At 66.9% G+C, this 20,771-nt stretch carries 17 protein-coding genes; 10 read left to right on the top strand and 7 right to left on the bottom strand.

Going from position 1 to position 20,771, the window contains the following annotated elements; all coding sequences use genetic code 11:
- Nucleotides 1–211: 211 nt before the first annotated feature.
- Nucleotides 212–1,624: an amidohydrolase gene (locus AM590_RS17050; RefSeq protein ID WP_058828509.1), complete on the top strand. Its 1,413-nt coding sequence runs from the start codon at nt 212–214 to the stop codon at nt 1,622–1,624.
- 78 nt (nt 1,625–1,702) lie between these two features.
- On the opposite strand, the gene AM590_RS17045 is transcribed toward AM590_RS17050, so the two are convergent.
- Nucleotides 1,703–2,407, bottom strand: coding sequence for a creatininase family protein (locus tag AM590_RS17045; protein WP_058828667.1), 705 nt, complete (start codon nt 2,405–2,407; stop codon nt 1,703–1,705).
- Between the two features lie 222 nt (nt 2,408–2,629).
- Here AM590_RS17045 and AM590_RS17040 point away from each other — a divergent pair, with 222 nt between their 5' ends.
- The 4 genes from AM590_RS17040 to AM590_RS21335 all read left to right on the top strand — a co-directional run bounded on the left by AM590_RS17040 (nt 2,630) and on the right by AM590_RS21335 (nt 8,933).
- Nucleotides 2,630–4,213, top strand: a complete 1,584-nt coding sequence (locus AM590_RS17040) for an ABC transporter substrate-binding protein (protein ID WP_082677764.1) — start codon at nt 2,630–2,632, stop codon at nt 4,211–4,213.
- A 60-nt stretch (nt 4,214–4,273) separates the two neighbouring features.
- Nucleotides 4,274–5,281: an ABC transporter permease gene (locus AM590_RS17035; RefSeq protein ID WP_058828508.1), complete on the top strand. Its 1,008-nt coding sequence runs from the start codon at nt 4,274–4,276 to the stop codon at nt 5,279–5,281.
- Nucleotides 5,274–6,254 carry an ABC transporter permease gene (locus AM590_RS17030; protein WP_172795831.1) on the top strand — a complete coding sequence of 327 codons (981 nt, stop codon included), beginning with the start codon at nt 5,274–5,276 and terminating at the stop codon, nt 6,252–6,254. Before AM590_RS17035 ends, AM590_RS17030 begins: the two co-directional genes overlap by 8 nt.
- Nucleotides 6,255–6,434: 180 nt before the next feature.
- Entirely contained in the window at nt 6,435–8,933 is a 2,499-nt protein-coding gene (locus AM590_RS21335; RefSeq protein ID WP_058828506.1) for an ABC transporter ATP-binding protein, read from the top strand.
- Nucleotides 8,934–8,960: 27 nt separating this feature from the next.
- On the opposite strand, the gene AM590_RS17020 is transcribed toward AM590_RS21335, so the two are convergent.
- Together AM590_RS17020 and AM590_RS17015 are read right to left on the bottom strand one after the other, a co-directional pair.
- Nucleotides 8,961–9,785, bottom strand: coding sequence for a polysaccharide deacetylase (locus AM590_RS17020; RefSeq protein ID WP_058828505.1), 825 nt, complete (start codon nt 9,783–9,785; stop codon nt 8,961–8,963).
- An 85-nt stretch (nt 9,786–9,870) separates the two neighbouring features.
- Complete coding sequence (locus AM590_RS17015) at nt 9,871–10,824, bottom strand: TIGR03560 family F420-dependent LLM class oxidoreductase (RefSeq protein ID WP_058828504.1); 954 nt, start codon at nt 10,822–10,824, stop codon at nt 9,871–9,873.
- A gap of 171 nt (nt 10,825–10,995) precedes the next feature.
- On the opposite strand from AM590_RS17015, the gene AM590_RS17010 reads away from it, so the two are divergent.
- From AM590_RS17010 to AM590_RS16995, 4 genes are all read left to right on the top strand, one after another.
- The gene (locus AM590_RS17010) at nt 10,996–11,727 is read left to right on the top strand and encodes an SDR family NAD(P)-dependent oxidoreductase (protein ID WP_058828503.1); all 732 of its coding nucleotides are present in this window, start codon (nt 10,996–10,998) and stop codon (nt 11,725–11,727) included.
- Nucleotides 11,728–12,330: 603 nt separating this feature from the next.
- Complete coding sequence (locus AM590_RS17005) at nt 12,331–12,738, top strand: PPC domain-containing DNA-binding protein (RefSeq protein WP_042663361.1); 408 nt, start codon at nt 12,331–12,333, stop codon at nt 12,736–12,738.
- A 561-nt stretch (nt 12,739–13,299) separates the two neighbouring features.
- Complete coding sequence (locus AM590_RS17000) at nt 13,300–14,163, top strand: DUF6293 family protein (RefSeq protein WP_058828502.1); 864 nt, start codon at nt 13,300–13,302, stop codon at nt 14,161–14,163.
- 105 nt (nt 14,164–14,268) lie between these two features.
- On the top strand, nt 14,269–15,498 hold the full coding sequence (locus tag AM590_RS16995; protein ID WP_058828501.1) for a PQQ-binding-like beta-propeller repeat protein: 1,230 nt from the start codon (nt 14,269–14,271) through the stop codon (nt 15,496–15,498).
- Between the two features lie 63 nt (nt 15,499–15,561).
- Here AM590_RS16995 and AM590_RS16990 read toward each other — a convergent pair whose 3' ends face one another.
- The 4 genes from AM590_RS16990 to AM590_RS16975 form a co-directional block, all read right to left on the bottom strand.
- A complete protein-coding gene (locus AM590_RS16990; RefSeq protein WP_058828500.1) occupies nt 15,562–17,190 on the bottom strand; it encodes a hypothetical protein in 1,629 nt (542 codons plus the stop codon).
- Nucleotides 17,187–17,963 carry an ABC transporter ATP-binding protein gene (locus AM590_RS16985; RefSeq protein ID WP_058828499.1) on the bottom strand — a complete coding sequence of 259 codons (777 nt, stop codon included), beginning with the start codon at nt 17,961–17,963 and terminating at the stop codon, nt 17,187–17,189. Before AM590_RS16985 ends, AM590_RS16990 begins: the two co-directional genes overlap by 4 nt.
- Before the next feature lie 86 nt (nt 17,964–18,049).
- Nucleotides 18,050–18,916 carry a hypothetical protein gene (locus tag AM590_RS16980; RefSeq protein ID WP_058828498.1) on the bottom strand — a complete coding sequence of 289 codons (867 nt, stop codon included), beginning with the start codon at nt 18,914–18,916 and terminating at the stop codon, nt 18,050–18,052.
- 154 nt (nt 18,917–19,070) lie between these two features.
- On the bottom strand, nt 19,071–19,889 hold the full coding sequence (locus tag AM590_RS16975; RefSeq protein ID WP_058828497.1) for an alpha/beta fold hydrolase: 819 nt from the start codon (nt 19,887–19,889) through the stop codon (nt 19,071–19,073).
- A gap of 132 nt (nt 19,890–20,021) precedes the next feature.
- Between AM590_RS16975 and AM590_RS16970 the strand changes: the two genes are divergently transcribed.
- Nucleotides 20,022–20,708 (top strand): helix-turn-helix domain-containing protein, encoded by a 687-nt coding sequence (locus AM590_RS16970; protein WP_058828496.1) that lies wholly within the window; start codon nt 20,022–20,024, stop codon nt 20,706–20,708.
- The last annotated feature ends 63 nt before the right edge of the window (nt 20,709–20,771 follow it).

Here is a 20,771-nt window from a genome sequence, read left to right as displayed (position 1 = left end):
CGGAGTCGGCAGCCCTGACGGGCGAATCCGGCTGAGAGCGGTTCGAGAACCCTCGAACCGCCGGGATTTGGTCGTTCTATCGGTTTTGACATCTTTCGTTTTCTATATTCGTCGCTCGTGAATCTCAATCTTCAACCCGGCTTCGGAGCTTGAACGTCCACCGTTCCGGAAGTGTTATTATCGTTTCTCCAGTCAAAACGCACGAGACGCAATGAATCACAACGAGACGTTCGAGACGGTCGAGTCGCTGGAGGCGGAACTCGTCTCGCTCACCGAGTCGCTCTGGGAGACGCCCGAACTCGGGCTTCACGAGACCGAATCAGCCGAGTTGCTCTCGTCGGTTCTCCGCGACGCCGGATTCGACGTCACCGAGGGTATCGGCGGGATGCCGACGGCGTTCAGCGCGACCTACGGCGAGGGCGAGCCGCACGTCGGTATCCTCGGTGAGTACGACGCCCTGCCCGGACTGTCGCAGACGGTGTCGTCGAGCAGGGAACCCGTCGAGGCTGGCGCACCGGGCCACGGCTGTGGACATAATCTGTTCGGCGTCGCCGGCGTCGGGGCTGCCCTCGCTGCGAAGCGCGCCATCGACGACGGGCGGGCCGAGGGGACGGTCACGTTCTTCGGCTGTCCCGCCGAAGAGATACTCGTCGGTAAGGTGTTTATGGCCCGCGACGGGGTGTTCGACGACCTCGACGCGGCGCTCACGTGGCATCCGAGCCACCTCAGCGCGCCGTTCATGGCGCAGACGCTCGCGATGAACTCCGTCGAGTACACGTTCCACGGCGAGTCGGCCCACGCCGCCGATAGCCCCCAGTCGGGTCGGAGCGCGCTCGACGCGGTCGAACTGCTGAACACCGGGTCGGAGTTCATGCGCGAGCACGTCTCCGACGACGCCCGTATCCACTACACCATCCCCGACGGCGGCGGCGCGCCGAACGTCGTCCCCGCGGAGGCGACGGCGTGGTTCTACGTCCGCGCGCCGACCCGCGACGAGGTCGACCGGATCACCGACTGGCTCGACGACGTGGCCGAGGGCGCGGCGCTCATGACCCAGACGACGGTCTCCCGTCGGTTCCACACCGGCTGTTACGACTACGTGGCGAACCACGCGCTGTCCGATACACTGCTGGAGAACATGCGACTCGCCGGTCCCATCCCGTACACCGACGAGGACCGCGAGTTCGCCGCGGAGCTTCAGGAGACGCTCTCGGCGGAGACCATCGAGGCGCGGACGGCGCAGCTCTCCGAGGAGCGCCGCGAGGCGGCGCGCTCGTCGGTGCTGTATCCGGACGCCCAGCCTTCCTACGACGTGGGGACCGTCCTCAACGGTTCAACGGACGTCGGCGACGTGAGCTGGATTACGCCGACCGCGCAGTTCTGGGCGGCGGCGTGGCCGGTGGGGACGCCCTCGCACACGTGGCAGGCGGTCGCCGCCAACGGGAGCTTCGGCTCGAAGGCGGCCGTGTACGCCGCGAAGGTCCTCGCGGCGACAACGCTCGACCTCTTTTCGGACGACGCGCTGGTGGCGGCGGCCCGCGAGGAGTTCGAGGCGTCGGTGCCCGGCGAGTACGAGTCAGCGCTGCCGGAGGGGACGGAACCGCCGTTCCACCTCACGCTGTAGGCGGTAGTCGTCGGTAAAATCTCGTTTCGTTCGGGGGTTCGCTCGCTATCGTCCGTTTCTCGGTCGTCGAGCGCCGCGTTACTCCAGTTCCGACTGAAGGTGCGTCAGGATTCGCTCGGTCGTCGCCTCGATGACTGCTTCGAGGAACTCGGGGTCGGACTGCGTCGGGTCGCCGAGGCCGCCCTCCACGGTCAGGTCGTCGAAGTGGGCGTACTGGCGGACCTCGTAGCGGTTCTTCTTCGTCTGCGGCGTCTTGCGGTCGCCGTGGACGAGTTCGGGGCGGTAGTGTTCGATGACGCTCGTCTCGTACTCGCCGGCGTGACCCCACTCGGTGCCGAATCGCTCTTCTAACTGGTCGCGGGCGAAGTCTGTCCAGTGGGCGTAGTACGAGTCGAGTCCGTGGTCGCGCTGGAGCCGGTCGAGTGCGAGTTTGTGCGGCTCGATGTTGCCTCCGTGGAAGTTGGCGACGAGAAACCGGGTCGCGCCGTGGCGCTGGACCGACCGGCCCACGTCGATGATTATCTCTTGGTACGTGTCGGCTCCGAGCGAGACGGTCCCCGCGTAGTTGATGTGGTGCTCCGAGTAGCCGTACGGGAGGACCGGCAGAACGAGGAGGTTCAGGTCGTGTTCCGGGGCCGCCGCGGCGAGTTCCGCGGTCAGGTTCTCCGCTCGGATGGAGTCGACCGAGGTCGGGAGGTGCGTCGAGTGCTGTTCGGTTGCTCCGCAGGGGAGCACGACGAAGTCCGCCTCGTCGAACGCGGTTTCGGCTTCCTGCCACGTCATCTCCGCTAGGAGTGACTGTGACTCCGTTGAGTCCATACGGAGATACGCACAGTTGTCGTATATAATATTTCACGAAGCGGCAGCCTGAGTGGATAAGGGGGAAACAAACGCACAGTATGCAAACGCTTATGTTGGTGATGCCGAAATGATTCGGCGTCAATGATGAGAGAGAGTGTCTCACGTAGAAACATACTGAAAGCGACGGGTGCGTCGATCCCCGTCTTGCTCGCCGGCTGTACGTCCGACTCCGGTTCCGAAACGACGACCGAAGGCGACGGGGGCGGCGGAACGACCACGAGCGGCGGAACGGAGACGTCCTCCGGGAGTTCCGACGCGACGATAAACATCGGACAGTCGCTGAACCCCGTCCGATTCGACCCGATAACGCAGCTTTCGAACCCCGACGCGCTCGTCGCGAACCGGGTGTTCAGTCAGCTGTACACCTATGGCGAGGGGACCGACGTGGTCCCGAACCTCGCGACGAGCATGCCGACCATCGAGCGGGACAACACCCGCTACATCGTCGAAATCGTCGATAACGCGATGTTCCACAACGGCGACCCGGTCACCGCCGAGGACGTGGCCTACTCGTTCCGCGCGCCAATCGAGGAGGAGACGCCCCTCTTGGGCATCTTCAGCGTTATCGACTCTGTCGAGGCAATCGACGAGACGACCGTCCAGTTCGACCTCTCGAACCCCTACGCGATGTTCCAGCACGTCCTCACCCACCAGATCGTGCCGGAGGCCGTCCGCGAGGAGGACAAAGAGGTGTTCAGCACCCAACAGCCCATCGGGTCGGGTCCGTTCAAGTTCGTCGAGTGGGAGGAGAGCAACTACGTCACCCTCGAACGCTGGGACGACTACTGGGGCGACGAACTGCCCAACGTCGCGGGCGTCGAGTTCACGCCCATCACGGAGTCGACGACGCGCGTCACCAACCTCCGGACGGGCGACGTGGACGTCATCGAGACGATTCCGCCGCGGCTCTGGGACACCGTCGAGAGCACCGAAGACACGAGCATCTCCGAGATCGAGAGTGTCGGATACTTCTACGTCGCGTTCAACTGCAACGAGGGGCCGACCGCCGACAAGCGCGTCCGCGAGGCCATCGACTACAGCTTCTCGATGGACGACGCGGTCGACCGCTACATCGACCCGGCTGGACTCCGCCAGTACGGCCCGCTTCCGGGGCCGATGGTCGAAGAGTGGGACATGCCGCTCGAAGAGTGGATGGAGATTCCGAACGACAAGGACATCGAGCAGGCGACGGCGCTGTTCGAAGAGGCTGGCGTCCCCGCCGACTGGGACGCGAAGATTATCGTCCCGCCGGACGACAACCGCGAGAACATCGGCCTCTCTATCGCCAACGGCATCAAGGAGGCCGGCTACGAGGCCCACGTCGAACGGCTCGACTGGGGCGCGATGCTCAGCCGCGCGTACACCGGCAACGCCTCGGACTACAACATCTACGTCCTCGGGTGGGTCCGCTACCCCGACCCGGACGACTTCATGTTCAACCTGTTCCACGAGGAGTCCGAGGGCGTGAACCAGGGCGTCTACTACAAGAACGACGAGGTGATGGAGCAGATTAAGGGCGCGCGCGAGTCGACCGACCGCGACGAGCGCCAACAGCTCTACCAGTCCGCCATCTCGACGCTCTTGGAGGACAAAGTCCACCTCCCCGCGTTCAACTACAAGAACTCCTACGGCGTGAAGTCCGTCGTCAGCGACTTCCAAGTCCACCCGGTCTCGCCGCAGAACCCGCGGCTCCTCACCGGCTACAACAACGTCTCCGTCGACAGATGACGTTGTCCTGTCGGTAACAGTTACCAAACGTTATATGCTCACTCCCCATCCACTCCATCCATGACGACAACCGGTTACATCGGACGGCGATTACTCCAAATCGTTCCGGTCTTGCTGTTCGTCGTTACGGTCACGTTCGTCCTCATCAACTCGATTCCCGGCGACCCGGTTCGCATTCTCGTCGGGCCGGCCGCCGACGCAGCGGCCATCGAGGCCGCCCGCGCGAAGTACGGCCTCGACCAACCGCTGTACGTCCGGTACGTCAGGTATCTCGCGGCGGTCGCGACGGGCGACTTCGGGACGAGCATCCACTACGGTGGAGTCGCGGTGACGGAGAAGATTTTCGAGCGGCTTCCGGTGACGCTGCTGCTCCTCGCGTCGAGTTTCACCCTCGCAATCGGCTCCGCGATTCCGCTGGGCATCTTCGCCGCCAAGAACCGTAACAACGGCTACGACCACCTCGCCCGCGTCACGTCGCTCATCGGCGTCAGCACGCCGAGCTTCTGGGTCGGCCTGCTGCTCATCATCGTGTTCGCGTACTACGGCGACCTCCTGCCGCCGAGCGGGCTCATCATGCCGTGGGCCGACCCCGCGTCGGTCGACGGGGCGACGTCGAGACTGGACGTGCTCGTGACTGCCGCGTCGCATCTGATACTCCCCTCTATCACGCTGGGGACGCTCCAGATGGCGGCCATCACGCGCATCGAGCGGTCGTCGATGCTCGAAGTGCTCAACAAGGACTACGTCCAACTCGCCCGCGCCTACGGCGTCTCCGAGCGAACCATCCTCCGGCGGCAGGCGTTCAAGAACGCGCAACTGCCGGTGCTCACCGTCATCGGCATCCAGATGACGACCGCCCTCGGCGGCGCGGTGCTGACCGAGACGGTCTTCAACATCAACGGGATGGGGAACCTCATCATCACCGCGGTCCGGGCGCAGGACTACCAGCTTATCATGGGCACGACGATATTCTTCGCCATCGTGTTCGTCCTCGGCGTGCTCGTCGTGGACGTGCTGTACGCGGTCATCGACCCGCGCATCTCCTACGGGGGTGGTGCCGGTGAGTGATTCGACGGCCGCCGTCGGCGACTCGGCCCGAACGGGCGGCGTCGCGGACGCCGACGAGCGCTCCGCCGTCTCGCGCACGTCACAGGTCGTCCAACAACTCAAGCGCAACTCGGCGTCGCGCGTCGGCCTCTACGTTATCGGGCTCGTGACGGTCGTCGCGCTGTTGACGACCATCGACGCCGACCTGTTCGACTACCAGTTCGCGGCGACGTTCTGGTATCATCCGGAGAACGACCCGGCGGGAAGCACAATCTTGCTCCCGCCAGTCGGCATCGAAAACAGCTTCGGAACGGGGACGTGGGCACACCCGCTCGGGACGGACCACCGCGGCCGCGACGTGCTCGTCAGGTTGGTCTACGGCACCCGCATCGCCGTCCAGGTGGGTCTCATCGCGACGGGCATCGGGATGACCATCGGGACGGTCGTCGGTGCGGTCTCCGGCTACTACGGCGGCTGGGTGGACGACGTGCTCCAGCGATTCGTCGAATCGCTGTACGCGATTCCGTTCCTCATCCTCGTCATCGCCATCATGTCCGCGTTCGGCAAGGAACTCGGCATCGCCATCGTCGGCGTCTCCATCACGACGATTCCGGTGTTCACGCGCCTGATTCGCTCGCAGGTGCTGAGCGTCCGGGAGATGGAGTACGTCGAGGCCGCGAAGGCCGCCGGCGTGCGCGACCGCCACATCATCTTCCGCCACATCATCCCCAACAGTTTCGCGCCGGTGCTCGTCCAATCGACGCTGCAGGTCGGCGTGAACATCCTCATCGTCGCGTCGCTGTCGTTCCTCGGGTTCGGGGTCCAGCCCCCGACGCCGTCGTGGGGGCAGATGCTCGCCCACTCGCGGCAGTACATGATCGTCAACCCGTGGTTCAGCATCTGGCCGGGCCTCGCGATTCTCGCGACGGTCATCGGCTTCAACCTGCTGGGCGACGGCCTGCGCGACGCAATCGACCCGCGGTCGAACGACTGACGATGAACGGACGACACATCTCACCGACCGTTCGCCGCGGGGCCGGGAGTCGCCCGGCCTCCGCCAGCCGTTCGCCCGCTGAACTATCGCTCCCTCCCCGGGGCGGCGTCGGAACTTGCTCTTGCGGTTCTGCAGAGGCACCCATCTCACGCACCGACGCCCCCCACCACTCCACGACCAATGTCTGATACGCTACTCACCGTCCGCGACCTGCACACCCACTTCCGCACCGACGCGGGGACCGTCCGGGCCGTCGACGGTATCTCGTTCGAGGTACAGCGCGGCGAAGTGCTCGGGTTAGTCGGCGAGAGCGGCGCCGGAAAGAGCGTCGCGGCGCGGAGCATCATGCGCCTCATCGACTCGCCGGGCGTCATCGTCAACGGCGAGGTCCGCTTCGAAGACGACCTGCTCGTCGGCGTCGAGCGCGGCGACGACCCCGACGACGAACCCCGGCAGGACCCCGAGATGCTGTCGAGCCGCGAGATCCGCGAGCGCATCCGGGGCCGCGAAATCGCGATGATATTTCAGGACCCCACGGAGAGCCTCAACCCGGTGTTCACCGTCGGCGAGCAGTTGAGCGAGATTATCGGGCTCAACCGCGACGTGTCGACGGCCAAGGCCAAAGCCATCGCCGTCGAGCGCCTCCGCGAGGTCGGTATCCCCGAGGCCGAACGCCGGATGGACGACTACCCCCACGAGTTCTCCGGCGGGATGCGCCAGCGCGTCCTCATCGCGATGGCGTTCGCGTGCGAACCGAGTCTCGTCATCGCTGACGAGCCGACCACCGCACTCGACGTGACCGTCGAGGCGCAGATTCTCGACCTCGTGAAGGACCTCGCGGCGCGCTACGACACGTCGTTCGTCTGGGTCACCCACGACATGGGCGTCGTCGCCGAGATATGCGACCGCGTCGCCGTGATGTACCTCGGCGAAATCGTCGAGCAGGCGACCGTCGACGACCTCTTTCACGACACGAAACACCCCTACACCGAGGCGCTCCTCGGGTCGATTCCGCGACCTGACCGCGACGTGGACGGCCTGTCGCCCATCGAGGGCATCATGCCGGAAGCCATCAACCCGCCGCAGGGCTGCCGCTTCCACACGCGGTGCCCGCACGCCCGAGAGGCGTGCCTCCAGTCCCACCCCGACGCTCGGCGCGTCGACGGCGGGGACAAGGGCTCCGGTGACGCGAGCGCGAGCGCCACAGCCTCCGCTGACGACGGTCCAACCACCGCCTCCACCACCGCTGACGGCACCACCCTCACCGAAGTCGCCGCCGCACCACACCGGGCGGCGTGCCTGCGCAACGACGCGTTCGCCGAGGCGGGCTACTGGGAGAGCGAACCGCTCGACGACGCCGAGTCCGTCTCCGAGTCGGCCGCCTCCGAGACCGGAGAGGTCACCGAGACTGGGACCGGTTCAACCTTCGACCCCGACGCCGACCCGCTGCTCAGCGTGCGCGACCTGCGGAAGTATTTCGACGCGAGCGACGGCTTCCTCGACCGCCTCCGGTTCGACCGCGACGCGGGACTGCTCCCCTTCTCGGTCGAGCGCGAGTACGTCCGCGCGGTCGACGGCGTCTCGTTCGACATCCTGCCCGGCGAGACCCTCGGCCTCGTCGGCGAGTCCGGGTGCGGGAAGTCGACGCTCGCGCGAACGCTCCTCCGGTTGGTCGACCCGACCTCCGGAGACATCGTCTTCGACGGGGAGAACCTCGCCGAACTGTCGAAAGAGGAGCTTCGGAAGCGCCGCAAGCGCATGCAGTTCGTCTTTCAGGATCCGCAGGCGTCGCTCGACCCGCGGATGACCGTCGGCGAAATCGTCGAGGAGCCGATGCAGGCCCACGGGCTCTACGAGGGCAACCGCGAGGGGCGGGCACGCGAACTGCTGGAGACGGTCGGTCTCGACGCCGACCACTACAACCGCTACCCCCACCAGTTCTCCGGCGGTCAGCGCCAGCGGGTCAACCTCGCGCGGGCGCTCTCGGTCGACCCCGACTTCATCGTCTGCGACGAGCCGACCTCGGCGCTCGACGCGTCGGTGCAGGCGCAGGTGCTCAACACGATGAAAGCGCTTCAGGAGGAGTTCGGCCTGACGTACCTCTTCATCAGCCACGACCTGAGCGTCATCCGCCACGTCTGCGACCGCGTGGCCGTGATGTACCTCGGCGAACTGGTCGAACTCGCCGACAAGGACGACCTGTTCGAGTCGCCGAAGCATCCCTACACCCGCGCGCTACTCTCGTCGATTCCGGTGCCCGACCCGCGGGTGTCCCGCGAGACCGTCCCGCTGTCCGGCGACGTGCCGTCGCCGATTCACCCGCCGAGCGGCTGTCGGTTCCACACCCGCTGTCCGAGCCTCGTCGCCCCGGCGGAACTCGACCTCGGCGACGAGGAGTGGGACCGCGTGCGCCGGTTCGTCAGAGCCGTCCAGCGCGAGTCCCCGGATATCGTCGCCGACGACGCTCGTGCGACCTACTTCCCGGACGGGCTTCCCGCCGGCGACGCCGGCACGACCGTCGAGCACGCGCTCTCGCTCGCGGCCGACGGCGCGTGGCGCGACGCCGCGTCGCTCCTGACGGAGACGTTCGTCGAGCCGAGCGTCTGTACCTCCGAGGTGCCAGCGCTGGAGTCGCCCGACGAACTCGACCGTATCGTCAGCTGTCACCACTACTCCTGAAAAAGCGTCTCCGTCTTTCCCTCGCCCTCACGCCGACCCGAATCGGTCGGCGACTTCGTCCACGGTTTCGAAGACGACGCCCGGCGCGTCGGCGACGTGTTCGACGAACGATTCGAGCCGGGCGAGCCGGTGTGACTGCCCGATGACCTGCGGGTGCATCGTGAGGACGAAGACGCCGCCGTCGACGTTGTCGACCATCCAGTCGAACTGCTCGCGCCACTGGCGGAACACCGCTTTCTCGTTCGCGTAGCCCCGCTTGCGGTTGAACGCGAACGCCGGGAAGTCGTCGCGTTGCCACGAGACGGGCACCTCGACGATGTCGGTCTCGGTGCCGCGCTCGAAGGGGGCGTCGGCGGGCGCGGCCCACCCCTCGCGGACGCGGTACGGCTCGAAGTCGGTCGCCATCTGGCTGGAGTCCCACTCGAAGCCGAGTTCGTCGAGGATGCCGAGCGTGTGGGTCGAGAAGTCCCACGACGGCGAGCGGTAGCCGGTCGGCCGGCGCCCCGTGAGGTCCACGATGCTCTCGACGCCGCGTTTCACGTCGTCGTACTCGGCCTCTCGCGACTCGTACTGTCGCGGGCGGGTGTGCGACCAGCCGTGGTGTTGGATGTCGTGGCCGCGGCTCCACACCTCCTCGGCGGCCTCGGGGAAGCTATCGATGGTGTGGCCCGGCGTGAACCACGTGGTCTCGACGCCGAACTCGTCCAAGAGGTCGAGGACGCGGGGCGCGCCCACGTCGACCCCGAAGAGTCCTCTCGACAGTTTCGTCGGGCTGTCCGGCGACTCGAAGGAGTGTATCCACGAGGAGACGCCGTCGAAGTCGAAGGTGAGGCAGACGCTGTGGTGAGTCACGCTTTGACGTACGAAAATAGATGTGATAGCTGTTTCCATGTCGCACCCGAACGCTGGCGGCCTCTCGTCTCTCCCGCCCCGCGAGTTACCGGAATGTCGGCGCGACGCGCTCGGCGAACAGTTCGGCGCTCGTCGCCTCGGGGAAGTCGACGAACTCCACGACGACCTCGCCGAAGCCCATCTCGGCGAACGTCTCCAGTCGCTTGCGGACCTGTTCGGGCGTGCCGACGAGCGGGTACTCGCTGTCGGCGACGTTCTCGGGCTTGAACCGCGGGAAGTGCTCGTCAAGGAGCGCGTCGAGTTCAGCCTCGTTCTCGCGTATCAGACACCGGGCGAACCACGAGCGCTCGATCTCCTCGAACGGCCGGCCGTAGCCCTCGCAGTGGCGTTCCAGCACGTCCAGTTTGTGTTGCATCACTTCCGGCGGCCCCCAGAAGTTCCACGAGTCGGCGTACTGGGCGGTGATTCGGAGCGTGAACGACTCGCCGCCGCCGCCGACCATGATGGGAGGATGCGGGTCTTGGACTGGGTGGGGCCGGCACATCGCCTCGTCCAGGGTGTAGTAGTCGCCGTCGAAGCTGACCGTCTCCTCGGTCCACAGGCGCTTGAGCATCCGAATCGACTCCTCCAGCATCCGGAGCCGAGTCGGCGCGTCGGGCCAGTCGTAGCCGTAGGCCCGCGCCTCGCTCTCCTTCCAGCCGGCCCCCATGCCGAGTTTGAGTCGCCCGTCGCTCACGGCGTCGAGCGTCGCGGCCTGCTTGGCGAGGAGCGCGGGGTTCCGGAAGTGGTTGTTCACCGTCTTCGGGTAGAGGTACACGTCCTCCGTCTCGCGGGCGATGGCGGCCAGCGTGATGAAACACTCCGTCGTGGGGCCACTGCCGGTCATGACGTGGTCGGGGACGGCGACGCCGTCGAAGCCGAGGTTCTCCATCGCCACGGCGAACCCAACCTGCGCGTCCCACGAAATCTCGTCGCAGAACGCCAACTGGGAGTGAACGGAGTCGCCGGCGCTGGTCGGAACGTTGACTGCGAACTGCATACGAACGGCTCACGCGCGACCACGAAAACAGTTACCACTTCACTCGCCTTGGACGCATCGCTTGCATCACTCGCATCACTCTCAATCGTACCACTCGCATCACTCTCGACCGCGACAGTACCGCTCGCCGCCACCCCAACACGTACTACGGTCCGCGCCGTCTCGACCCACATGACGGACCACCAGCGCGCGGCAATCGTGACCGGCGCGTCCAGCGGTATCGGGCGAGCGGTCGTCGAGCGGCTCCGAGCGGACTACGACTACGTCGCCTGCTTCGACATCGAGACCGGCGAGACCGACTGGGACGACGAGCGCGTCCACGAGTTCGCGGTCGACGTTCGCGACCCCGACGCGGTCGCGGACGCCGTGACGGCGGTCGAATCGGTCGCCGACGTGGCGGCGCTCGTGAACAACGCGGGTATCTCGCGGGCCGTCTCCCTCGCGGACCTCGACCCCGACGAGTGGGACCGCGTCCTCGGCGTGAACCTCAAGGGACAGTACGTCGTCGCCCGCGCCGTCGCCCCGGGCATGGTCGAGCGCGGCGAGGGTGCCGGTGCCATCGTCAACGTGTCGAGCGTCGCCGGTCTCCGCGGGAGCGCCACCGGCGGCGTCCACTACTCATCGTCGAAGGCGGGCGTCTTCGGGCTGACGAAGGGGCTGGCGAAACAGCTCGGCCCCGAGGTGCGCGTCAACTGCGTCGCGCCGGGGCTCGTCGAGACGCCGCTTCTCACCGAGTCGAACCTCTGGACCGAGGAGGCGCTCGCCGAGTACGCCGCCGAACTCCCGCTCGAACGCATCGGAACGCCCGAGGAAGTCGCCGAGGTGGTCGCGTTCCTCTGCGACGGCGCGGGCTACATGACGGGGACGGTGCTGACGGTCGACGGCGGATCGATGCTCCGGTGACGCGCCGGGCAACCGTGGTCACGGACAGTTCCGAGTGCGCCGAGTTGGTGGCCAGATATATCAAAAATAGTGGTATATCAAACTCTGCCAATTACTATCGATCGTTCGAATGCCCTTGAGCGATTCGTCGTCGGTTGGTCTCTCTGTCGGTTCGACACGTCTCGACCGTGAGTCGCGATAACACTTTCCGGCGAAAGAACGCACTACAGGGTCTCTGTGCCGGACTCTCTCCCACGTTCTGTGCGTCAGAGATGCGCGTCCGTGTCGAGCGCGGTCGGACTGAGTCTGGTTTCCGCGGTAGTCTTCGATTCCGACGACGGTGCCGCTGACTGGTTCCGTTTATCCGAGGACTGGGCGGGTTATAATAGGCTGATACTCCGGGGAAACTGCCAAGTACGGGGACGAGGTCCGCGGTCGCCGATTCGATGTGAACGCGTTCGGCCGGGTGTCGAAGAGAGGACTCGACTCAAAGTATAGAACTATTGATCATTTTGAAATATATACTGAAAAAATACATTTTTAGTAGCACCGTTCCTCCCGCAACGTTGAGCCTTTCAAAACATATTACGCCGCCGGCGCTGTACCGGACGCTCGGGCACAACTATGGACTACGTCAAAGAAGACGACACGGTCGTCGTCAGGCTGGACCCCGGCGAACAGGTTCTCGACTCGCTCGCGACGGTGCGCGACGAGTTCGACATCGAACACGGCTTTCTCACGGGCATCGGCGCGGTCGACTCCGTCACGCTCGGCCACTACGACGTGGGCGACCAGGAGTACCTCGAAGAGGAGTTCACGGGCCAGTTCGAGGTGACGAGCTTCCTCGGCAACATCGGCCCCGACAAGATTCACACGCACATCCAGGTCGGCACGCGCGACTTCGAGACGCTCGGCGGCCACTGTTCCGGCGCGCGTGTCTCCGGGACGTTCGAGGTCGTCATTCACCTCGGCGAGACGCCGCTGACCCACCACCTCGACGAACAGACCGGTCTCGATGTGTTCGACATCTGACTGGCCTGGTCCGGCCCGGACCGAACTGAGTCGGACTAAACCGAACTGAACCGGACCGAGCGATTCGCGGTGCGGACGCTCGGTCGCTTTTTCGTGCGCCCGTTGTGTGTCGAGAGCGTCGCGCTCGTCGGGCGACGAGTGACGATTCGGAGAAAGAAAAGCCGGTGCTGTCAGGGCGTCGGCCGGTGGTGGAGGGCCGAAGCGAGGGGGGCTGGAGGGCGCGTATCGGCGGACTGGCCGACGCCCCGAGCGCACCGAACGAGGGTTCCGGGGGTCGTCCGCCGACGCGGGTTCCGCCGCGGGGACGCGACCGGGGACCGTTGGTCGCGCCGCCGTCGGCGGGTCGCAACCGCCGGTCCGTTGGACCGCGGCCGGCGGCAACTATTCGTAGTCGGTAACCCATGTTGGCAGTTCCTCGGTAACTACCGTAAGTTACGTGAGTAGCATGAGTACCGTGTATTTCTCCTGATTCGACGTATATGGGCGTTCTACCGATCACTCACGGGAGAATCTCCCAACCGAATGACTTTCGACACGGGCGGTCGTGGCCGAGAGTGACAGATGAAACGACACCTCCGCGTTCACATCGTCCCCCTGTGGCGCGAACACGACCGCATCGTCGGCCCTATCGAGGACGACCGACCGGACAAGGTCTACCTCCTCGAACACGAGGACCCCGCGGTCGAGCGCCCGACCTACCACGATGCGGTCGTCGACCGAATCGCCGACGTGGTCGGCACCCCGCCCGATGTCGAGTACCTCGACCTCTTCGACATGTACGAGGTGATGGGCGCGATTACGACCATCGCCGACTGGCACCCGGACGACTTCGTCCGCGTCAACGTCACCGCCGGCACAAAGCGCGCGGCCGTCGGCGCGACGATGGCCTGCATGGACGAACGCACCGACGCCGAACCGTATGTCGTCGACCCCGAGGTCCGGCCGCACGGCCTCGACGCGCCGGTCACGGAGGGGTTCGAGCGGGCGTCGCTTCTGACGACCTATCAAATCGACTCGCCCTCCCCGGACCAAGTCGCCGCGCTCGCCATCATCGAGGCCCACGACACCGACGCCAAACACGCGAAGAAGAAGACGCTCATCACCGAGGCGGCCCGCTACGGCCTCGACTTCATGCGCGGCCGCGTCGACGGCGAGGCCGACGACTACGAACCCGTCACCGGCGACTACAACGTCCTCGACAACCGCGTCACCGCGACGCTCGAACATCAGGGCTACGTCACCGTCGCCCAGCGCGGAACCCGTCGCTACCTCGAACTCACAGAGGAGGGCAGACAGACGCTCCGCGCGTTCCGACACCGCGCCGAGTCGGTCGTCTCGGACCTCGAAGCCCGGACCGACGACCCGTCCGAGAACGTCGATTTCGCCCTCGACAACCCGGTCGACGCGCTCGTGGAGAACCGGTAGGACGAGGTGCCATCCCCGCGGTTACTGCCTCCGCCGGGCCCCCTCCCTCGTCCCTGCCGCTTCGAGGGAAACTGTTAGTACGGTCGCGGCGGGACACGAACATGTATGCCCTCCAACATGCACACGCGCAGAGCCGTCCTCGCGGCCGGCGGCGCGACCGCCCTCGCGTCGCTCTCAGGCTGTGTCGCCCGCGCAATGGGTGCCCTTGATGTCGAGCGAGACTACCGACGCGACGCGCCCGTCGGCGACGTGACGGGCGCGTGGCCGACCTACCAGCGCGACTTCGCCAACACCGGGTACACGACCGACTCCGGCCCCTCGGCGGACGCGAGCGTCGAGCGAATCGCGTCGGGCGACGCCGCACTCGCCACGTCGGTCGCACTCGCAGACGGGCGCGGCGTGCTCGGCTACAGCGACGGCGACGGCGAGGACGGCGTCTACCGCGCGCTCGACCTCGATTCCGAGACTGCTCCCGCCGACTCCGACGACGCGTGGACCGTCGATTACGCGCACGGCAAGTCCACGCCCACGTTCGCCGGCGACGCCATGTTCGTCTCGACCGCTGAGTTCGTCGCGGCCTACGACGCCCGGACCGGCGAGCGGTGCTGGCGGACGAGCAACGGCGGGTACGGGACCCCCGCGAACGCGCCGGTCCTCGCCGCGGGAACGCTCGTCGACGGCGGCGGGTCGACCGTCTTCGGGCGCGACCCCGCGACCGGCGAGGAGCGATGGAGCTACGACGCCTCGACAGCGTCACCGGGGCTCGTTGCCCGCGACGGCGTCGTCTACACCCCGGCCGGCGTCGACCACGAGCAGAACGGCGTCGCCGCACTCGACGCCGCGACCGGCGAGGAGCGGTGGCGGCGCGAGGACCTCCCGCAGAGTGGCGTCCCGCTCGCGGTGGGCGACTCTCACCTCTACTACAACGCCCACCGCGGGAACGTGTTCGCCCTCGCCCTCGAAGACGGGTCGACGCAGTGGCAGGCGTCGATTCCGCTCCCGGAGAACGGTAGCCCGCGGACCGCCGTCGCGGGCGACACGCTCCACGCCCAGACCTCGCGGGGGAGTCTCGCCGCGTTCGACGCCGCCGACGGCGCAACGAAGTGGACGCTGTCGCTCGATGCGGATACGTTCGCTCGCCCACCGGTCGTCGCCGGCGATACTCGGTTCGTGGCGAGCGACGACCGCCTCTCCGCCATCTCGGCGGCGTCCAGCGAGGAACTGTGGTCGAAGGCGCTCGACGTTCGACCCACCGGTGGCCTGTCGGTCCGCGGGTCGGAACTCTACTTCGCCGGGACGGGCAGGAACCCCGGCGTGTTCCGCGTAGCCGACTGAGGCCAGCGGGCCGTCACAGGGGTTGCGGACCCCGAGTTTCGCGTCCGTACGACGCCCTCGCCGTCACTCGAACGTGTACGTCCGGTACCGTCGAACCGCGTACCGGTACGAGCCGTAGGAGACGCCGACGGTCACCAGGAGGTACAGCCCGAGTCCGGCGGCGAGAAGCGGCGTCGCGGAGAGGTGACCGGTCACGCCGAACCACGTGGCGACGAGGCCGATGACAGTGCCGGGGCCGACGACGAACATGAACGCCATCAGCACGAGCGTCGAAGGAACGACGGTCGTCGTGCCCCAGAACTCGCGTTCCTCGTATATCGGGTACGCCGCGCCGATGCCGACCGAGAAGGCCGCCGCGGCGACGCACATGAGGACGCCGACGAGCGCGAAGCCGACCGCCGACAGCGGCGACGTGCCGAGGGCGACGGTCGCCAGCGGGAGCGCCGCGGCGACCGGAACGCCGAGAATCACGCCGGCGAGCACGCGACCGCGGACCAGCGTCCGGGGCGCGGTCGGAGTCAACAGCAACATCGGAAACTGCGGGTGGTCGTCGCCGATGGGGTTGAGGCCGAACGTCGCGCCCGCGAGATAGGTTCCCAGGCCCGCCCCGCTCGCGGCGAGCAGCGGTCCGAGGCCGTCGGCCGAGGACTGGACGATGGTCGTCCCGAGCGGGCCGAGGAAGAACACCAGCATCACGAGATGCGTGAACTTCTGGGGGTGGCGGACGCCGCGGACGAGCAGGCCCCACGCGACGTGGCCCCCGTTCGTCGCCGCCAGCGGCTCCGGCGTCGAGAAGCCGCCGGACGAGCCGTCAGCCTTCGCGCTCGGCACCGACGAGACTCGGTCGCTTCCGCTCGTGCGGTCGGTGAACCAGAGGGCGCTCGCCTGCCGGGTGGCGACGACGAGGCCGACGGGCGTGAGTGCGACGATAGCCGCGAAGGTGACGATGGCGGCCGCCGAGAACGGTCTGGCGACCGGAGTCCCGACGAATGCGAGCGCGAGGTAGTCTGCGAGCGGCCCGAACGTCAGCGTCGCCGCCAGCCACTCGAGCGGGAGCGTCCCCTCGGCCAGCAACCGGCCGAACGACTGCGAGACGAGGACGAGCCCCACCATCGCGACGAAGCCGACGACCTTGAGGGTGCGCCGGACGCCGGGCAAGCGCTTGAACCCGCGGAGCACGGCGACGCCGACCGCGTAGCCCCAGACGGTCGTACAGCACGCCAGCGGGGCCGCGACGACGGCCGTCGTGAGCAACAGGGACGGCGCGCCGAGACCGGCCGTGAACGTCGCGGCGACGACTGCCAGCGGGAGCCCGAACCAGAGACCAATTCGACAGATTTCGGCGGTGATGAGCCCGATGACGACGGCCCGCGGATGAACCGTCGTGAGTACGAGCGACTCGTTTTCGACGCGGCCGATACGTTCGAGCGTTCGGAACGCCGCGAGGAGCGTGAGCCCCACCGGTATCGCGGTGGCGACGAGGTCGAAGAAGGGAATCTCGGTCACGGACTGCGCGCCTCGGCCGACGACGTAGACGGCTGGGAGCGAAAACAGGAGGGTGCCACCGAAGAACAGCAAGAGCAACAGGAGGCCGATGATTCGGCGCGTCTCGGAGGCGTACCCCCGGAGACTCCGCACGAACTCGGCGCGCCCGATTCGCAGGCCGTGGCGAACGTCTCGTCGGAGGCTCATTCGTCGGCGACACCCGACAGTTGCGTCTCGCCGCTCGTGACCGCGAGGAACGCGTCTTCGAGTGAGCCCTCGCCGCCCGTCTGGGCGCGCGATTTCACCTCGTCGGGCGTCCCCTCGGCGACGACGCGCCCGTCGAACAGGACGCCGACCTCGTCGGCGACGGCCTCGACCACGGGGAGGATGTGCGTCGAGAGGAAGACCGTCGCCCCCGCGTCGGCCACGTCGCCGATGGAGGTCCGAATCTGTCTCGCCGCGCGGGGGTCGAGTCCGGAGGTCGGCTCGTCGAGAAACAGCACGTCCGGCTCGTGGAGCACGCTCTGGATGAACGCGGTCTTCTGTTTCATCCCCTTCGAGTACGTGCCGATGCGCTTGTTCGCGTCGCCGACGAGACCAAACTGGTCGAGCAGGTCGTCGATGCGCGCCTCGGCGGTCTCCGCCGGGAGGTCGCGCAGGTCGGCGACGTAGTCGAGCTGCTCGCGCGCGCTGAACTCGTCGTACAGCGGCGGCGTCTCCGGGAGGTAGCCGACGTGCGGCGCGAGTTTTCGACGGTCGCTCACGTCGAGGCCGCAGATGCGGACCGACCCCGAGGTGGGCTGTGAGAGCCCCGTCAGGATGCGCATCGTCGTCGTCTTCCCCGCGCCGTTCGGCCCGAGGAATCCGTACACCGTTCCGCTCGGAATCGACAGCGAGACGCCGTCGAGCGCGACCTCGGAACCGTAGGACTTCCTGAGGTCAGTCGCTTCGATGGCGACGTCCGCGTTGGTGGAGGGCATGGGACGGCCCGCGTTTCGCCCCCCAGACGCCTAACGGTTGCGAATTGATACACTACCGACAGAAATGGCGTTGGTTCGCGGCGGTGTCAGGCGTTTACTCCCTCGGAGTTCGCCGGTCGAATCGACCGGTAGAACGCGGTCGAGTAGGCGGCGAAGAACCCGCCGACGAGACCGCTGACGAGCACGAGTCCGACCGCGATGGCGACCATGCCGACGACGCCGACCGTCGGGAGACTCGAAACCGCCGACGCGGCGGGAGCACCGGCTTCTGAACCGGTCACTGCGGCCCCCTGATGCTGGAGCGACGGGGTGAGAAGGAACGAAATGACGACAGCGAACGCGCCGACGAGGAGGCCACCGAGTCCGGTGATGACCGTGTAGCCGAGGACCGATACGAGGTTGTTCCTGACGCAGGCGACGCTCCGCTTGATGCCGTCGACCGCGCCGAGGTCGTCGATGACGATGGCGTGGCCGAAGAACTGCGAGACGAACACCACGGCGAGGTAGGTGAGGGTCACGGCGAGGACGACGACGCCCAGAATCGCGAGCGTGGCGGTCCCCGCTTGGGCGTTGCTTCCGAGGACAGCGATGCCGACGAACACCGAGGCGAAGACCCCGACGAACGACAACACGAGATTGACGGCCAGCAGGGAGAAGTACACCACGAGCAGCGAGACGTAGTGCGTTTTTCCTTCGCTAACGAACGTGCTGAGCGAGGTTCGACTGTCGATGGCCTCGTTTGCCATGCCGAGGACGCCACCGAGGAAGAACGGGAGGATAAATATCATGAGTCCGCTGAATCCCAGCGAGATGATGCTTCCGATGAGTGGGCTGACCGCCTGCGCGAACATCGACGGGAGTTGAATCAGGCTGAACGCCGCGGCGACGACGAACAGTATCGGGTTCCGTCTGAGGGTCCCGGCGGCTGTACCGATGGATTGGAGGGCTGCCATACCGACCACGTCTCCGTACCGAGCAAAGAAAGTTTGGTTGACAGGTCGTCTCTCCCGCGTCGGGTCTCCGACTCGCGATTCGGTCGCAAACGAACGCGAGACGGGTCGTATCTCCGAGACTGTGATTACATCTGTACCCGTGTAATCGGGATTTTTATGCGTGATCGACCCGGTCACGGAGGAACGCGTCGACCGCATCCGCGACCCGTTCGGGGTCCTCACTGGGCCCGCCATGACCGAGCGCGTCGAACTCGACGAACCGGCTGGTCGGCAGGGCGTCGTGGACGTTCCGGGCGCTCTCACGGAGGAAGTCGGGGCCGCCGGTGCCGGCCATGACTACGGTGGGCGCGTCCACGTCCAAGCGGGTCGGAAGCCGGTAGCGCTCGACGGCGCGGTTCATCCGGACGACCGCTTCGGCGAGGGCCACGCAGTCGGGCCAGACGGGCCACTCGTCGAGCCACGCGTCGAGGTCGTCGATGCCGCCGGGATGGAGCACCTGCTCGACGTAGCGTTTGACCGCCTCGCGCCGCTCTCCCGCCTCGATGAGTGCGGCCATGCGCTCCGAGAGGTCCGCCTCGCTTCGGTACGCCTCCGGGAGCACCGCCGGCTCGTAGGCGGCGACGGCGGCCACCCGCGCGTCGGTCGCCGCTTCGAGAGCCGTGAGCGCGCCGTAGGAGTGACCGAACAGCGCCGGGTCGCGTCCGGTCGCCTCGCGAATCTCGTCGACGAGTTCCCGGACGTACTCGGCCTCGCGCTCCAGCACCGCCTCGGCGGGCGTCGTCTCGGCGTCGTCCAGACAGGTGCCGAAGCCGGGTCGCTCCGGGACGACGACCTCGTAGCCGCTGAGGTGCGGGACGACCGCGTCCCAGTACGCCGGCGGTGCCATCCCGCCGTGACAGCACAGAAGCGGCGCGCCGCTCCCGAATCGCTCGTCGGACAGTTCTGTTCCGCGTTCGAATCGAATCGGTTGCATCGCGGTCTCGCTTGTCGCCGGCGGCGGCTAAGTCGCACTCTCAGCCGTGCGGTCGTTTAAGTAGCTCCCACGCGCATCGACCGTTTCGGCCGCTTCGACACGCCCATAATCGACCGCCGAGAGAGCGGGCGTATGGGTCTCATCGCCGAGTTCGACATCGACTGCGGCGCGCTCCCGCTGACCGGGGTCGCGGCGGCGGTTCCGGAGGCGACGCTCGCGTTGGAACTCCAGTACAACCACGGCGAGCGGCCGATGTTCATCGTGACGGTCACCGGGGGAGAGACGCGGGCGCTCGAAACCGCCATGGGTGACGCCTTCGACGTGGCCGACTGGACGCGCATCGGCGAGTCGGGCGAGACCCGCCGGTATCAGGCTGTTCCGGCGCTGAGCTTCGAAGAACAACTCGGAGACAGCCTCGACGACCTCGCCGGACTGGAGGCCCTCGCCACCGTCGACGCCATTATCGAGCGCATCGAGGTCCGACAGAGTGGTTGGCGGCAGACAGGCTGGTTCGCGGACCGCGACGCATTCGGGCGGTTCGCATCGTTCTGGCGGCGGAACGCCAGCTTCGAACTCCGACGACTCGCCCGCGACGGCGACCCCGAACCGCCGGGCGAGGGGCTCACCGACCGACAGGACGAGGCGCTCCGGACGGCGTACGAACTGGGCTACTTCGACATCCCCCGCGGGGCAACCCTGCGGGAGGTCGCCGACGAACTTGGTATCACCGCCTCCTCGGCCTCTGAGCGACTCCGACGGGCACAGACCCGGCTCATCGCGGAGACGGTGGCGACGACGTGGCCGCCGCTTCCGAACTGACGAGCCAACGACCCGAAGAACCAACGAGCGACGGCCTGACCGGCCGAGTCGCGCCCGGCGGTC

Source organism: Haloferax sp. Q22 (assembly GCF_001482285.1).
Classification (GTDB): Archaea; Halobacteriota; Halobacteria; order Halobacteriales; family Haloferacaceae; genus Haloferax.
The sequence above is the reverse complement of the archived record's forward strand: the minus strand, read 5'-3'. Positions and strand labels throughout refer to the sequence as shown.